Genomic DNA, 14,611 nt, shown 5'->3' with positions numbered 1-14,611 from the left:
GTGATTGCCCATCAAGCCCGGCCCTGCCCCGCCGATACCTTCATCAGCGCTGGTTGGGCATGCCCAACCGCCCCTTCCGGGGTCGCCTTCACGCCCGACCAGGGCTGAAAAACCCCGGAAAAACAGCCTCCGGCACCGGATTTCAGCTTCGACGGAATTCACGGCTAAAGGTTGTTGACAAAGCGCCGTTATTCATTTGGCAACAGCGAAGCACACAGCCACACAAAAAAACAGGCGGCGCTTCGTTTCATTCACCAACGGGTTCCATATAAGAGGAGACGACCCCATGGCACAGGTAATCAACACCAATACGATGTCGCTCAACGCTCAGCGCAACCTGAGCACCAGCGGCAGCTCGCTCGCTACCACCATCCAGCGCCTCTCGTCCGGCCTGCGCATCAACAGCGCGAAGGACGACGCCGCCGGCCTGGCCATCAGCGAGCGCTTCACCACCCAGATCCGCGGTCTGGACGTGGCCATCCGCAACGCCAACGACGGTATCTCGCTGGCCCAGGTCGCCGAGGGTTCGCTGAGCGAAGTCGGCAACAACCTGCAGCGCATCCGTGAACTGGCCGTGCAGTCCTCCAACGCCACCAACTCGGCCAGCGACCGCAAGGCCCTGCAGGCTGAAGTGACCCAGCTGGTCTCGGAAGTCGACCGCGTGGCCAAGCAGGCCGATTTCAACGGCACCAAGCTGCTGGACGGCTCCTTCACCAGCCAGCTGTTCCAGGTCGGCGCCAACGCCGGCCAGGCGATCGCCATCAACAGCGTGGTCAACGCCAAGGCCGATTCGCTGGGCGCGGCGACCTTCGCCAACGGCTACACCGGCACCAGCCTGGCCGCGGCCGACAAGGCCACCGCCGACACCACCTACTCCGGCCTGCAGATCTCGGTGACCCCGCCGGGCGGCACCGCCACCACGGTCACCATCAACGACTTCACCGTGAAGGCGGGTGAATCGATCACCTCGGCCACCTCTGCCGCGATCAACAACAAGCTGGGCGAAACCGGCGTCATGGCCTCGGTCAATGCCGGTGTGATCAGTCTGGCCTCGGTCAAGGACGGCCAGACCTTCACCTTGGGCGTCAGTGCCGCAACCCCGCCGGCCGGCGCCACCGCCGCGACCATCGCCGGCCTGGGCCTGACTGAAACCAGCACCAACGGCGGCCTGCTGACCGGCGCCACGGCCAACTTCGTCAAGGACCTGAACGTCACCACGGCCGAAGGCGCGCAGAAGGCGCTGTCGATCGTCGACAAGGCCCTCGAATCGGTCAACAGCGTGCGCGCCGACCTTGGCGCGATCCAGAACCGCTTCACCTCGGTGGTGGCCAACCTGCAGACCTCCTCGGAGAACCTGTCGGCCTCGCGCAGCCGCATCCGCGATACCGACTTCGCCAAGGAAACCGCCGAACTGACCCGCACCCAGATCCTGCAGCAGGCCGGTACGGCCATGCTGGCCCAGGCCAACCAGGTACCGCAGAACGTGCTCAGCCTGTTGCAGCGCTGACATGAGCCGCCCCCGGGGCACGTCGGGGGCGTCTAACCCAACTCACGTGCAACCGCTCAAGGACCTCTCCTCATGGCACAAGTCATCAACACCAATACGATGTCGTTGAATGCTCAGCGTAACCTGAGCACCAGCGGCAGCTCGCTGGCCACCACCATCCAGCGCCTGTCCTCCGGTTCGCGCATCAACAGCGCCAAGGACGACGCCGCCGGCCTGGCGATCTCCGAGCGCTTCGGCACGCAGATCCGCGGTACCGACGTTGCCATCCGCAATGCCAACGACGGCATCTCGCTGGCCCAGGTCGCCGAAGGTTCGCTGACCGAAATCGGCAACAACCTGCAGCGCGTCCGCGAGCTGTCGGTGCAGGCCTCCAACGCCACCAACTCGGCCAGCGACCGCAAGGCCCTGCAGGCCGAAGTGACCCAGCTGGTCTCGGAAATCGACCGCGTCGCCAAGCAGTCGGACTTCAACGGCACCAAGCTGCTGGACGGTTCGTTCTCCAGCCAGCTGTTCCAGGTCGGCGCCAACGCCGGCCAGGCCATCGCCATCGACAAGACCATCGATGCCAAGGCCAATGCCCTGGGCGGTGCGCAGTTCGCCAGCGGCAAGGTCGCAATCACCGCTGCCGCCAGCGCCACGGCCGACATCGCGCTGACCGGCCTGAGCATCACCGACAGCAAGGGCGCCAAGGTCGACTTCGCCGACCTGACCGTCAAGAGCGCTGGCAGCGTTGCCGGCACCAACACCGCCGCCGCCACCGCACTGGCTGCCCACATCAACGCCAAGATCGGTGAAACCGGCGTCTTCGCCGAAGTCGATTCGGCCGGCACCGGCGTCAACCTGACCTCGGTCAAGGACAGCGTCGACAAGACCGGCGCCTACAAGGGCTTCACCGTCGCTGCCACCGGCGCCGCCTACACCGACGACATGACCGCGCCGGCCGTTCCGGCCAAGCAGTTCGCCGACAAGATCGACGTGTCCACCGTGAAGGGTGCACAGCAGGCGATGGAAGTGGTCGACAAGGCCCTGGGTGCCATCAACAGCACCCGCGCCGACCTCGGCGCCGTGCAGAACCGCTTCACCTCGGTGGTGGCCAACCTGCAGACCTCGTCGGAAAACCTGTCGGCGTCGCGTAGCCGCATCAAGGACACCGACTTCGCCAAGGAAACCGCAGAGCTGACCCGCACCCAGATCCTGCAGCAGGCCGGTACGGCCATGCTGGCCCAGGCCAACCAGGTGCCGCAGGGCGTGCTCAGCCTGCTGCGCTGATCTGCACCCTGATCGACCGCCGGGCGGCAGCTGAACCGCCGCCCGGCTCCTGAAATACGTTCCACCTTCGCCAAAGGAAAGCACCATGGCACAAGTCATCAACACCAACACCATGTCCCTGAATGCTCAGCGCAACCTGAGCACCAGCGGCAGCTCGCTGGCCACCACCATCCAGCGCCTGTCCTCCGGTTCGCGCATCAACAGCGCCAAGGACGACGCCGCTGGTCTGGCGATCTCCGAGCGCTTCGGCACGCAGATCCGCGGCACCGACGTCGCCATCCGCAATGCCAACGACGGTATCTCGCTGGCCCAGGTCGCCGAAGGCTCGCTGACCGAAATCGGCAACAACCTGCAGCGCGTCCGCGAGCTGTCGGTGCAGGCCTCCAACGCCACCAACTCGGCCAGCGACCGCAAGGCCCTGCAGGCCGAAGTGACCCAGCTGGTCTCGGAAATCGACCGCGTCGCCAAGCAGTCGGACTTCAACGGCACCAAGCTGCTGGACGGTTCGTTCTCCAGCCAGCTGTTCCAGGTCGGTGCCAACGCCGGCCAGGCCATCGCCATCGACAAGACCATCGACGCCAAGGCCAATGCCCTGGGCGGTGCGATGTTCGATTCGGTCAGCTTCACCATCGCCGCTCCGGCAGACGCCACGACCGGCGTGAAGATGACCGGCATGAGCATCACCAATGGCGCAGGTTCGGCAATCAGCATCGCCGACATCGACGTGGCCGCCCAGGGCGGTGCCGATGGCACCAAGACCCAGGACGCCGCCACCAAGGCCATGGTCGCTGCGATCAATGCCAAGATCGGTGAAACCGGCGTCCTGGCCGAGGTCGACGCTGCCGGTGGTGGCAAGATCAACCTGAGCTCGGTCAAGGACAGCGTCGACAAGAATGGCGCCTTCCTCGGCATCGCCGTGGAAACCGGCACCTGGACCGGCATCGCCGCCGGCCCGACCGACATCGCCGCCAGCACCACTGCAGTGGGCAAGAGCTTCGCCGACAAGATCGACGTGTCCACCGTGAAGGGTGCACAGCAGGCGATGGAAGTGGTCGACAAGGCCCTGGGTGCCATCAACAGCACCCGCGCCGACCTCGGTGCGATCCAGAACCGCTTCACCTCGGTCGTGGCCAACCTGCAGACCTCGTCGGAAAACCTGTCGGCGTCGCGTAGCCGCATCAAGGACACCGACTTCGCCAAGGAAACCGCAGAGCTGACCCGCACCCAGATCCTGCAGCAGGCCGGTACGGCCATGCTGGCCCAGGCCAACCAGGTGCCGCAGGGCGTGCTCAGCCTGCTGCGCTGATCCACGGCAAGAAGGCGCCGCTACCGTCGGATCGAACCGACGGTAGCGGCAACCCGGAAGCCACGGTGCACGAAGGCGCGGGCCATGCCCGGCCCGGGATCACTCCCGAACCGGCCTGGCATCGCCCGCTCCTGCGGACCTCTCTTTCAGCGCTGTACCTTTGACTGTACGTACCGGGCGGCTTCGTCTCCCCCCGATTGTCAGTAGCCTGATCCCTCCCCTGCCTTGGGGGAGGGTTTTTTGCAGACTCCCGGCAGCCTGCGGTGATTCCACCCGCACCCTGCCCCAACCCTCCTGCAAACCGCGTGCCAGATCCGCCGCCAGACAACTGGCACGGCGCATGCATCAACGAAGTCCTCAAGACCCAGCGGCGCAGGCCGCTATTTTCGTTGACGACGGGCCACCGCACGGCGGCCAGGCCCGGATACCAGGAGAATCACATGGCAAGCTTTGGATACGGTGGCATTGGCTCGGGGCTCAACATCTCGGACATCGTCAACCAGCTGGTCGCGGCCGACCGCAAGCCCGCCGACAATGCGCTGAACCTGCAGCAGTCCAAGGCCAAGATGCAGCTGTCGTCGATCGGCACCGTCACTTCGGCCTTCGACAAGCTGAAGACCGCACTGACCGCACTGAAGGCCACCACGGCCTTCGATACCCGCACGGTGACCGCCACCGGCAAGGCGCAGCCCGCCAACACCGACGACGTGCTGACGGCCTCGGTGGCACTGTACGACCTGGGCACGACCAAGGCAGCGGCCTCCAATGGCACGCATCAGGTGGAGGTGAAATCCCTTGCCACCGCGCACAAGCTGATTGCCAATACCTCGGTGGGGAAGACCGACACCTTCGGCGCCGGAACCTTGACGCTGACCGTTGGCGTTGGCGACAAGGCAAAGACGATGAAGGTCGAGGTGGAAGCCGGCGATACGCTGACCACCGTGCGCAACAAGATCGACGCCGCAGGCCGGAAGGAAGGCGTGCAGGCGACCCTGATCGCCTCGGGCGACAACCAGTACCTCTCGATCGCCCAGGAAAAGACCGGCGCCGCCAATGCCATCAAGCTCGAGTACGGCGGCAGCGACCCGAAACTGAGCGCACTGGTTGGCAGCCTCCAGGAAAACACCGCGGCAGCCGATGCCGAGCTGACCATCGATGGCGTCACGGTGGTCAGCGCCAGCAACACCGTGGCCGATGCTGTGCCGGGCCTGACCCTGAACCTCAAGGTCAAGGGCAAGAGCACCGTCGTGATCAGCACCGATACCACTGCAGCCACCAAGGTGATGCAGGAGTTCGTGACCGCCTACAACGCAGCAATCGCGGCGATCAACACCGAGACCAAGTACGACGCCAAGACCAAGGAAGCCGCCACGCTGACCGGCGACGCGCAGATGCGCGGTGCCTCCAGCCAGTTGCGCTCGGTGATGTCGGGCGTGTTGAAGGAACTGTCCGCCGATGGCCTGGACCCGAAGACGCTCGGGCTGCAGACGCGCGGCTATCCCAACGCCGACGGCAGCCTGGTGCTGGACGCCACCAAGTTTGCCGCCGCGCTGGCCAGCCAGCCCGAGAAGATCCGCTCGGCAATCACCGGCGACACCGGCGGTGCCGGCACGCTCTACACCATGGTCGACGGCTACGTCAGCACCACGGTCGGCAAGGAAGGTGCCTTCGTCGCTCGCACCAAGGGCCTCAACACCACGCTGGACAACATCGACAAGCGCCGCAAGGATCTCGACACGCGCATGAAGAACGTGGAGGAGCGCTACAAGAAGCAGTTCATCGCGCTGGACAGCCTGATGGGCAAGCTGCAGCAGAGCAATACGTCGCTGCAGCAGCAGCTGGCACAGCTGAACCGCTAAAGGACGGCGTGCAACGCTCAAGTTTGGCGTGTAACGCACCGATAACGGACGCAACAGCAATCAACGCCGCACCGCCGGCAACGGTCCCCACGACCTGCCGGCGGCACCCAGCGCAAGGAGAATCACGAATGTACGGTTCCAGCCGTCAATATGCCGAGCAGTACCGCCAGGTGGGAGTGACCAGTGCGGTTGCCGACGCCGATCCGCACAAGCTGGTGGCGATGCTGCTGGCCGGCGCGCTGGAGCGCGTGCGGCGCGCACTGGCCAGCCTCGAGCGTGGCGACCAGGCCGGCAAGGGCAAGGCGATCGGTGAGGTCTGCGCAATCGTCGGCCACCTCAATGGCTCGCTGGATCATGAGGCCGGCGGTGAAATCGCCGGAAATCTGTCGGCACTCTACGACTACGTGCTGCAGCGCCTGACCGAGGCCAACCTGCACAACGACCGTGCCGCCCTCGACGAATCCCTGCAGCTGCTGGGCGAGATCGACAGCGCCTGGAATGCGATCCCGATGGAACAGCGCCGCCCGGCCGCGGTGGCGCCATGAGCCTGCACGAACTGCACGCGCAACTGGACGCCTTCGAAAAGGCCCTGGGCGAAGATGCGCTCGATCAGGCCGACAGCCTGCTCGACGGCCACGACAGCACGCTGCATGCCCTGCTCAGCCAGCCGCTGACCATGGACGACCACGCACCACTCAGCGCTCTGTTCGAGCGCCAGCAGAACCTGCTGGGCCTGCTGCGCCAGCGCCGCGATGCGGTGGCTGCACTGATGAATGACGGGCAGCGCTCTCTTCGCGCGGCGCATGCCTACCTGCAGGCAGAATCGCTGGCATGACCCAACTGCCGACAACGTCGCTGCACCATCCTGCCGAAAGCGAGCTGTTCGACGAAACGCTCAGCTGCGAGCTGGCGCTACCTGCCGAGTTCCAGGCAGGCAGTGGCGCCGGCCGTACCGGCAGCGCCGAAGGCCTGCTGCGCAGCCTGGCACTGGTTGAAGACAGCCGCGTTGACGAGCATGACGATCGCAATGAAGCCAGCCTGCAATTGCAGCGGCTGGAGGCGAAGCTGGATCTGGCGATGGTGTTGCTTGGCCGCCTGGTCCGCCAGCAGGGCCAGGAACTGACCCTGCGCCCGGTGCGCTGGTCGCGTCGCGGGATACGCCTGCAGCTGGGCCCGCGCAGTGGCGCCAGCCCCGGCCAGGCGGGCCTGGTGCGCCTGCAGCCCAGCGATTGGCTGCCCGACCATATCGACCTGCCGGTGGAAGTGATTGCCGAAGCGGCCGATGGCGGCGGCGGCCACTATCTGTGGCTGCGCTTCCAGCGCCTTGGCGATGGCCTGGAAATGGCCATGGAGCGCCACCTGTTCCGCCTGCACCGACGCCAGGTGGCCGAGGCACGCCGGGCGCGCTGAAACCTGCCACCATCACGCTTGGCGGGCAAGCCTTGGCGCGCCCGTTCAGCTAAGTTAAGGTGGACTCCCCTACACGGACCTGCTGCGTGCCTGTGCGAGTTCTCATCGTCGACGATCACACCCTGGTCCGCGCCGGCCTGGCGCGGCTTCTGCAGGGGTTTGCCGACGTGCAGCTGGTGGCGGAGGCCAGCAACGCCGAACAGGCGCTGCAGCTGGCCCTGCAGCACGCACCGGACGTGGTGCTGATGGACCTGTCACTGCCGGGCCGTACGGGCCTGGAAGCGCTCAGCGATATCCGGCTGCGCGCGCCCGGTACCCGGGTTGTGATGATGACCATGCATGACGATGCCGCGCACGTGCGCGATGCGCTTGACCGCGGCGCGGTCGGGTTCGTGGTCAAGGATGCGGCGCCGCAGGAACTGGAACTGGCGCTTCGTGCGGCGCATGCCGGCCAGGTGTTCCTGAGCCCGCAGATCTCCGCCAAGATGCTGGCACCGATGCTCGGCCGCGAGAAACCCACCGGCATCGCCGCGCTGTCGCCACGCCAGCGCGAGATCCTGCGCCGCATCGGCAAGGGCGAAAGCAACAAGGAAATCGCCGCCGACCTCGGCATCAGCGTCAAGACGGTGGAAACCCACCGCGCACGCATGATGGAGTCACTGGGCTGCCGTCGCGCCAACGATCTCCTGCTGCTGGCCGCGCGCCACCAGCACGAGCTGGAGTGATCCGCGCCCGCGGTGGCCGGCGGGAAAATGCCCGGTAGAGTCGATTGCCGGTAGAGTCGACTGTCAGTCGACTTGCGCGCGGAGCGCGGGATTTTTCCAGGGTCTGATCGGAGAGCAGTCGACTAACAGTGCAGTCGACCACCAACCCGCGACATCCCGCATCGGCGACGAAATCCCGTCATCCCGACGCTCCCCGACGGGAATCCGTACACGGCACACGGCGGGATCGACGGATCCGGCACCGGGAATCAATGCCTTAGCTCCACCCATCGTCAATATCTCGCAACCATGTAGGGAAAATCCCTACACCCTGTCGGGGCAACCACCAAGCCCCTCAGGAACCCCCCGATTCCGCCCCCGCCGGATCAAAAGCAAGATGCGTTCCACAAGGCGCCGGGGAGCGGTGCCGGGGAACCACGATGAAGGCTGCACTCTCGACCCAGCTGGGCCAACAACTTCACCTCACCCCGCAGCTGCTGCAGTCGATCCGGCTGCTGCAGCTCGATGGCCTGCACCTGGAACAGGAAATCCAGCGCCTGCTGGACTCCAACCCCCTGCTGGAAATCGAAGAACCCGAAGCACCGGCCGCCGACGCCACCGAGGTTGCCGCCACGGCGCTGGAAACCGCCGCGTTCGATGAACTGCCAGAGTCCTCGATGTGGGACGTGGCCGGAGCCAGCTGGCAGGACGGTGACGACGACCGCATGGCGCGCATCGCCGCCGGCGAATCGACCGACCCGCAGCTGCGCGTCCTGCAGCGCCTGTCGCTCGACATGGATGATCGCCAGCTGGCAGTAGCCGCATTCTGGCTGGACCACTGCGACGAGGCCGGCTACCTGCAGGCGCCACTGGACCAGCTGCAGCTGCTGGCCAGCGCACAGTTCGACATCGCTGCCGACGGCGTCGAAGCGATCCGCCAGCAGCTGCTGCACGGTGAACCGGCCGGCATGGCTGCGCAGGACCTGCGCGAGGGCCTGCAGGCGCAGCTGCGCAGCCTGCACGGCGTGGTGCCTGCCCGCCACCTGGCCACGCGCATCCTGGACGGCGCGCTCGATGCGCTGGCCGCACATGATTACCCCGCCCTCGCCCGCCAGCACGATGCCGAAATTGACGACGTCCGCGAAGCGGTACGCCTGATCCTGTCGCTGCAGCCACGCCCGGGCGACAGCCTGCTGCCGGAACGCAATGCCGTTGTGGTTCCGGACGTGGTCGCCTGGCACGCCGATGGCCAGTGGAAGGTGGCATTGAACCCGACCACCAGCCGCCGCGTCTCCATCAACAGCCAGTACGAACAGGCGCTGGCAGAGACCAGCGAGGCCGCCCCGGCACTGCGCGAAATGCTGCAGGAAGCGCGCTGGTTCAGCCGCGGCCTGTCGATGCGCTACGACACCCTGCTGCGCACCGCGCGGGTGATCGTCGAGCGCCAGGCCGCCTTCCTGGCCCGTGGCGAAGAGGCCATGGCCCCGCTGACCCTGAAGGAAGTGGCCGAGGAGATCGGCATGCACGAGTCCACCGTTTCGCGCATCACTACCGGCAAGTTCCTGCAGACCCCGCGCGGCACCTTCGAACTGAAGCACTTCTTCGCCGTGCGCCTGGAAGGCGCCAGCGTCTCCGGGCAGGCGGTGAAGGCCATGGTCCGCCGCCTGATCGACGCCGAACCGGCCGGCCGCCCGCTGGCAGACGAGGCCATTGCCGGCCTGCTGTCACGCCAGGGGGTGAACATTGCACGCCGAACCGTCGCAAAATACCGAGAACAACTGGATATCGCCCCGGCCCGCGAACGGCGCCGGCTCAGCGCCAGGCAACCCCAGCTGGCCCGGGTGGGCTGAAAAGGATGTTGGACATGAACAAGCTCACGGTCCTGCTGGTCGATGACCACGAGGGCTTCATCAACGCGGCGATGCGCCATTTCCGCAAGATCGACTGGCTGCAGATCGTCGGCAGCGCCGGCAACGGCCTGGAAGCGATCGAGCGCTCGGAAACGCTGCGCCCGCAGGTGGTGCTGATGGACCTGGCGATGCCGGAAATGGGCGGCCTGCAGGCCACCCGCCTGATCAAGTCGCAGGACGATGCACCGTACATCGTGATCGCCAGCCACTTCGACGACGCCGAGCATCGCGAGCACGCGCTGCGTGCCGGCGCCGACAATTTCGTCAGCAAGCTGTCCTACATCCAGGAAGTCATGCCGATCCTGGAAGGCCTCAGGGAGGAACAGTCGTGAGCGAATCGCGCATCCTGGTGCTGGACAACGACGCCGTGCGTGCAGAGCGCACCGTTGCCCTGCTGGAATTCATGGACTTCAACCCGCGCTGGGTCTCCGACGCGGCCGACTTCGATCTGGGCCGGCAGCGCCAGAACGATTGGATGGCGGTGATCGTCGGCAGCCTGGACGACAACGCGTCCAGCACTGCACTCTACAACTGGCTGGGCGGCAGCAGCCTGCCACCGCCGGTGCTGCTGGCCGATGGTGATGCCTCTGCATTCGCGCAGCAGCACGGCCTGCACGAAGCCAATATCTGGCCGCTTGAAACGCCGCTGCGCCACGCGCAGATGGAAGCCCTGCTGCGTCGCGCCAGCCTCAAGCGCCTGGATGCCGAACACCAGGCCGGTGCTGCACAGGACCAGGGCCCGACCGGCAACGGCGCTGCGGTGACCGCACTGCGCACCATGATCGAGCAGGTGGCCGCGTTCGATACCACCGTGCTGGTGCTGGGTGAATCCGGTACCGGCAAGGAAGTAGTGTCGCGCGCGATCCATCAGCGCTCGCCGCGTCGTGACGGCCCGTTCGTGGCGATCAACTGCGGCGCCATTCCGGCGGACCTGCTGGAAAGCGAGCTGTTCGGCCACGAAAAAGGTGCCTTTACCGGCGCACTGACCGCCCGCAAGGGTCGTTTCGAAATGGCCGAAGGCGGCACCCTGCTGCTGGATGAAATCGGCGACATGAGCCTGCCGATGCAGGTGAAGCTGCTGCGCGTGCTGCAGGAGCGCAGTTTCGAGCGCGTGGGTGGCAACCAGACCATCCGCTGCAACGTGCGCGTGGTGGCGGCGACCCATCGCGACCTTGAAACCCGTATTGCCGAGGGCAAGTTCCGCGAGGATCTGTTCTACCGACTGAACGTGTTCCCGATTGAAGTACCCGCGCTGCGCGAGCGTCGCGAGGACCTGCCGGCACTGGTGGAAACCATCGCCGCGCAGCTGGCCCGGACCGGCCGTGGCGAAGTGCGCTTCACCCCGGAAGCCTTGCAGGCACTGGCCGGCTACGAATGGCCGGGCAACGTGCGCGAGCTGACCAATCTGGTCGAACGACTGGCCGTACTGCATCCGGGTGGCTCGGTGCGCGTACAGGACCTGCCGGCCCGCTATCGTGGCGATGCGGCACTGGCCGCCGTCGCTGCGCTGGCGCCGGCACCGCCCGCCGCCAGCGAAGAGCGACTGGACCTGCGCAGCTTCTCGTTCCACACACCCGGCAGCGGCAACCAGCCGGCGCTGGAACACGGTATCGCCGTCAATCGCCCGGCGGCACCGGCCGCACTGCCCGACGAGGGCATGGACCTGCGCAACCACATGGCCAGCATCGAACTGGGCCTGATCAACGAAGCACTGGAACGCACCCAGGGCGTGGTCGCCCACGCCGCCCAGTTGCTTGGCCTGCGCCGCACCACCCTGGTGGAAAAGCTGCGCAAGTACGGCATCGAACGCGAGCAGGCCGAACTGGCCGGCTGAACCGCGCCACCAGCATGAAGGGGGCACGAACGCCTGGGCTCGCCCAGGCGTTGGTGCTTCTGGTACCGCTGCATGACGTCAGTAGATCCACGTCATGCGTGGATAGAGACCGTGGCCGCGCGCTGACAACGCCGCGCATCTGCACGAATTCCTACAGGCAACGTTGCCGCGTTCCGGAGGATGGAGTGGGATCTCCCAACGAGGCTCCACCATGCACGCCTCACCCTGCTCGCCGCCCTGCTCTGCCCCGGCATTGCCACCGCCACCGGCTGCACCCCGCCCGCCACGCTCGACCAGCGCCAGAATTCCGGCCGATGGAGCCTGCAGCCGCAGGCCAGAAAACCGACGCCGGTTAAATGGCGCCACCAATGGGGTCAGAGCCCGTTGCGTCGCAACGGGATCCGACCCCGTGCCGACCAACGGTCGGCACCCACCATCATCAGAAGCACCATCAGAAGCACCATCAGCAGCAGGTTCCAACAGATCGCGGCCCACTGTCGAAGGCGGGGTGGGTCCGGTTGCGGGGGTGTCCGCGGCATGGATGCCGCGGCCAAGCCCCCAAGGACGGGTTTACGGCGTCCCCCGTAACCGGACCCACCCCGCCACCCCACGGATAGCCCGATTTTGACGTTGATGTTGACGTGGCCTCTGCGGGTGCAGGGCGCAGCCCTGCCACCACCCCCCCCCACCCTCACCTCACTGAATCGAAAACCGGTTTCGGCACGGCACTTGCACTGGCTCCAGCAGACAACCCCATCCCTGTTTCTGGAACCGTTGCAGATGTCCCACTCCGTCACTTCGATCCTTTCGCAGATCCGCTCCTATCAGACCCAGATGGGACAGCCGGCGCTCAACCCGCTGGGCGAAACGCCGCGCAGCAATGCCCTGCCGGGCACGGTGCTGGAAGCACCGCAGGCCCAGCCGGCCAGCTTCACCGAAACCCTGCGTGGTGCGATTGCCGGCGTCAACGATGCACAGCAGAAGTCCGGCGCCCTCGCCAAGGCCTTCGAAATGGGCGACCCCAGTGCCGACCTGGCCAAGGTGATGGTCGCCTCGCAGCAATCCCAGATCGCCTTCCGCGCCACCGTGGAAGTCCGCAACCGTCTCGTCCAGGCTTACCAGGACGTGATGAACATGCCGCTGTAAGGAACATTGACGCATGGCACTGACGCTCTCCAAGGACAGCCTGAACGCCGAGAAGGCCGGGCAATGGTTCGACCGCCTGCAGAGTCTGCAGATCACCCGTCGGCTGGGCCTGATGGCGATGATCGCGGTGGCGGTGGCGGCAGGCCTGTCCGTGTTCTTCTGGTCACAGAAGCCGGGCATGGTCCCGCTGTATACCGGCCTGGACCAGAAGGCCACTGCTGAAGCGACCGACCTGCTGCGCGCCGCGCAGATTCCGTTCGCACTCGATCCCGCCACCGGCGGCATCACCGTTCCGGAAAAGAACCTGCACGACGCCCGCCTGAAGCTGGCCGGCTCCGGCCTGACCGACAGCGGCAAGCTCGGCTTCGAGCTGATGGAGCGCGACCCCGGCTTCGGCGTCAGCCAGTTCGTGGAAAGCGCGCGCTACCAGCACGCGCTGGAAACCGAGCTGTCGCGCACCATCAACACGCTGCGCCCGGTGCGCGATTCGCGCGTGCACCTGGCCATTCCCAAGCCCAGCGCCTTCACCCGCCAGCGCGATGTCGCCAGCGCTTCGGTGACTCTGGAACTGCGCGGCGGCCAACAGCTGGAACGCAGCCAGGTGGATGCCATCGTGCACATGGTCGCGGCCAGCATCCCGGATCTCGCCCCGGAACGGGTGACCGTGGTCGACCAGAGCGGGCGCATGCTCAGCATCACCGACCCCAACAGTGAGGCGGCGGTCAACGCTGCACAGTTCGAACAGGTGCGCCGCCAGGAAACCTCGTTCAACCAGCGCATCCGCGAGCTGCTGGAACCGATGACCGGCCCCGGCCGGGTCAACCCGGAAGTGAGCGTGGACATGGATTTCTCGGTGACCGAGGAAGCCCGTGAGCTCTACAACGGTGAACCGCAGAAGCTGCGCAGCGAGCAGATGAGCGAGAACACCACCAGCACCCCGGGCCCGCAGGGCGTGCCGGGCGCGACCAGCAACAGCCCGCCGGGCCAGCAGGCCGCACCCGCCACCGCACAGACCCCGACCGAAAGCAGCAAGAACGCGACGCGCAACTACGAGCTGGACCGCACCCTGCAGCACACCCGCCAGCCGGCGGGCCGCATCAAGCGTGTCTCGGTGGCGGTACTGGTGGACAACGTGCCGCGCGCCGGTGCCAACGGCAAGGTCAGCCCGCAGCCGTTGTCGGCCGCCGAACTGACCCGCGTCGAGGCACTGGTCAAGCAGGCCGTCGGTTTCAATGCCGAGCGTGGCGACACCGTATCGGTGATGAACGCCCCGTTCGTACGTGATACCACGCCGGTCGAAGGCCCGGCCTGGTGGGAGCTGCCGTGGGTGCACGACGCCGGCCGCATGCTGCTGGGCGCCGTGGTGGTGCTGGCATTGCTGTTCGGCGTGCTGCGCCCGGCATTGCGCGCGATCACCGGCCAGAACAAGAAGAACGACGAACAGGCTCTGGAACCCCACACCGCGGACGTACAGCTGGTCGATGACGATGGCATGCCGCTGCCGGCGCTGGGCGCCGACCGGGCCAGCCTGGCCGGACCAGACGCACTGGCCCTGCCGGTGGATTCATATGAGGAACGACTGCGGATGGCGCGTGAAGCCGTGAAGACCGACTCCAAGCGCGTGGCCCAGGTGGTCAAGGGCTGGGTGGCCAATGACTGAGGCACA

At 66.4% G+C, this 14,611-nt stretch carries 13 protein-coding genes; all 13 read left to right on the top strand.

All coding sequences use genetic code 11. From position 1 onward, the window contains the following. Positions 1-286 precede the first annotated feature (286 nt). The 13 genes from ACZK29_RS10115 to fliF all read left to right on the top strand — a co-directional run bounded on the left by ACZK29_RS10115 (position 287) and on the right by fliF (position 14,605). Positions 287-1,507, top strand: coding sequence for a flagellin (locus ACZK29_RS10115; RefSeq protein WP_005413267.1), 1,221 nt, complete (start codon positions 287-289; stop codon positions 1,505-1,507). 72 nt (positions 1,508-1,579) lie between these two features. Then, positions 1,580-2,776 carry a flagellin gene (locus tag ACZK29_RS10110; RefSeq protein ID WP_164146394.1) on the top strand — a complete coding sequence of 399 codons (1,197 nt, stop codon included), beginning with the start codon at positions 1,580-1,582 and terminating at the stop codon, positions 2,774-2,776. A gap of 85 nt (positions 2,777-2,861) precedes the next feature. After that, the gene (locus ACZK29_RS10105; protein ID WP_099594717.1) at positions 2,862-4,082 is read left to right on the top strand and encodes a flagellin; all 1,221 of its coding nucleotides are present in this window, start codon (positions 2,862-2,864) and stop codon (positions 4,080-4,082) included. 440 nt (positions 4,083-4,522) lie between these two features. After that, positions 4,523-5,941 (top strand): flagellar filament capping protein FliD, encoded by a 1,419-nt coding sequence (fliD, locus tag ACZK29_RS10100; RefSeq protein WP_099552279.1) that lies wholly within the window; start codon positions 4,523-4,525, stop codon positions 5,939-5,941. 128 nt (positions 5,942-6,069) lie between these two features. Beyond that, the gene (fliS, locus tag ACZK29_RS10095) at positions 6,070-6,486 is read left to right on the top strand and encodes a flagellar export chaperone FliS (RefSeq protein WP_049448908.1); all 417 of its coding nucleotides are present in this window, start codon (positions 6,070-6,072) and stop codon (positions 6,484-6,486) included. Beyond that, positions 6,483-6,776 (top strand): hypothetical protein, encoded by a 294-nt coding sequence (locus tag ACZK29_RS10090; RefSeq protein WP_106549942.1) that lies wholly within the window; start codon positions 6,483-6,485, stop codon positions 6,774-6,776. Before fliS ends, ACZK29_RS10090 begins: the two co-directional genes overlap by 4 nt. Continuing rightward, positions 6,773-7,351, top strand: a complete 579-nt coding sequence (locus ACZK29_RS10085) for a PilZ domain-containing protein (RefSeq protein WP_106549941.1) — start codon at positions 6,773-6,775, stop codon at positions 7,349-7,351. Before ACZK29_RS10090 ends, ACZK29_RS10085 begins: the two co-directional genes overlap by 4 nt. 92 nt (positions 7,352-7,443) lie before the next feature. Next, complete coding sequence (locus tag ACZK29_RS10080) at positions 7,444-8,076, top strand: response regulator (RefSeq protein ID WP_005413261.1); 633 nt, start codon at positions 7,444-7,446, stop codon at positions 8,074-8,076. Positions 8,077-8,495: 419 nt separating this feature from the next. After that, the gene (gene rpoN / locus ACZK29_RS10075) at positions 8,496-9,905 is read left to right on the top strand and encodes an RNA polymerase factor sigma-54 (RefSeq protein ID WP_478447002.1); all 1,410 of its coding nucleotides are present in this window, start codon (positions 8,496-8,498) and stop codon (positions 9,903-9,905) included. Positions 9,906-9,919: 14 nt separating this feature from the next. After that, a complete protein-coding gene (locus ACZK29_RS10070) occupies positions 9,920-10,297 on the top strand; it encodes a response regulator (RefSeq protein WP_005409556.1) in 378 nt (125 codons plus the stop codon). Further along, a complete protein-coding gene (locus ACZK29_RS10065; RefSeq protein ID WP_478447001.1) occupies positions 10,294-11,799 on the top strand; it encodes a sigma-54 dependent transcriptional regulator in 1,506 nt (501 codons plus the stop codon). Before ACZK29_RS10070 ends, ACZK29_RS10065 begins: the two co-directional genes overlap by 4 nt. 780 nt (positions 11,800-12,579) lie before the next feature. Then, positions 12,580-12,945, top strand: coding sequence for a flagellar hook-basal body complex protein FliE (gene fliE, locus ACZK29_RS10060; RefSeq protein ID WP_005416441.1), 366 nt, complete (start codon positions 12,580-12,582; stop codon positions 12,943-12,945). A gap of 13 nt (positions 12,946-12,958) precedes the next feature. Next, complete coding sequence (gene fliF, locus ACZK29_RS10055) at positions 12,959-14,605, top strand: flagellar basal-body MS-ring/collar protein FliF (RefSeq protein WP_111202943.1); 1,647 nt, start codon at positions 12,959-12,961, stop codon at positions 14,603-14,605. Positions 14,606-14,611 lie beyond the last annotated feature (6 nt).

This window comes from Stenotrophomonas sp. 89682_Sma, from assembly GCF_056481405.1.
The sequence above is the reverse complement of the archived record's forward strand: the minus strand, read 5'-3'. Positions and strand labels throughout refer to the sequence as shown.

Coding starts and splice junctions, on each gene's coding strand:
- fliF (WP_111202943.1), top strand. CDS start 12,959: ATGGCACTGACGCTCTCCAAGGACAGCCTGAACGCCGAGAAGGCCGGG.
- fliD (WP_099552279.1), top strand. CDS start 4,523: ATGGCAAGCTTTGGATACGGTGGCATTGGCTCGGGGCTCAACATCTCG.
- ACZK29_RS10105 (WP_099594717.1), top strand. CDS start 2,862: ATGGCACAAGTCATCAACACCAACACCATGTCCCTGAATGCTCAGCGC.
- fliE (WP_005416441.1), top strand. CDS start 12,580: ATGTCCCACTCCGTCACTTCGATCCTTTCGCAGATCCGCTCCTATCAG.
- fliS (WP_049448908.1), top strand. CDS start 6,070: ATGTACGGTTCCAGCCGTCAATATGCCGAGCAGTACCGCCAGGTGGGA.
- ACZK29_RS10070 (WP_005409556.1), top strand. CDS start 9,920: ATGAACAAGCTCACGGTCCTGCTGGTCGATGACCACGAGGGCTTCATC.
- ACZK29_RS10090 (WP_106549942.1), top strand. CDS start 6,483: ATGAGCCTGCACGAACTGCACGCGCAACTGGACGCCTTCGAAAAGGCC.
- ACZK29_RS10110 (WP_164146394.1), top strand. CDS start 1,580: ATGGCACAAGTCATCAACACCAATACGATGTCGTTGAATGCTCAGCGT.
- rpoN (WP_478447002.1), top strand. CDS start 8,496: ATGAAGGCTGCACTCTCGACCCAGCTGGGCCAACAACTTCACCTCACC.
- ACZK29_RS10115 (WP_005413267.1), top strand. CDS start 287: ATGGCACAGGTAATCAACACCAATACGATGTCGCTCAACGCTCAGCGC.
- ACZK29_RS10085 (WP_106549941.1), top strand. CDS start 6,773: ATGACCCAACTGCCGACAACGTCGCTGCACCATCCTGCCGAAAGCGAG.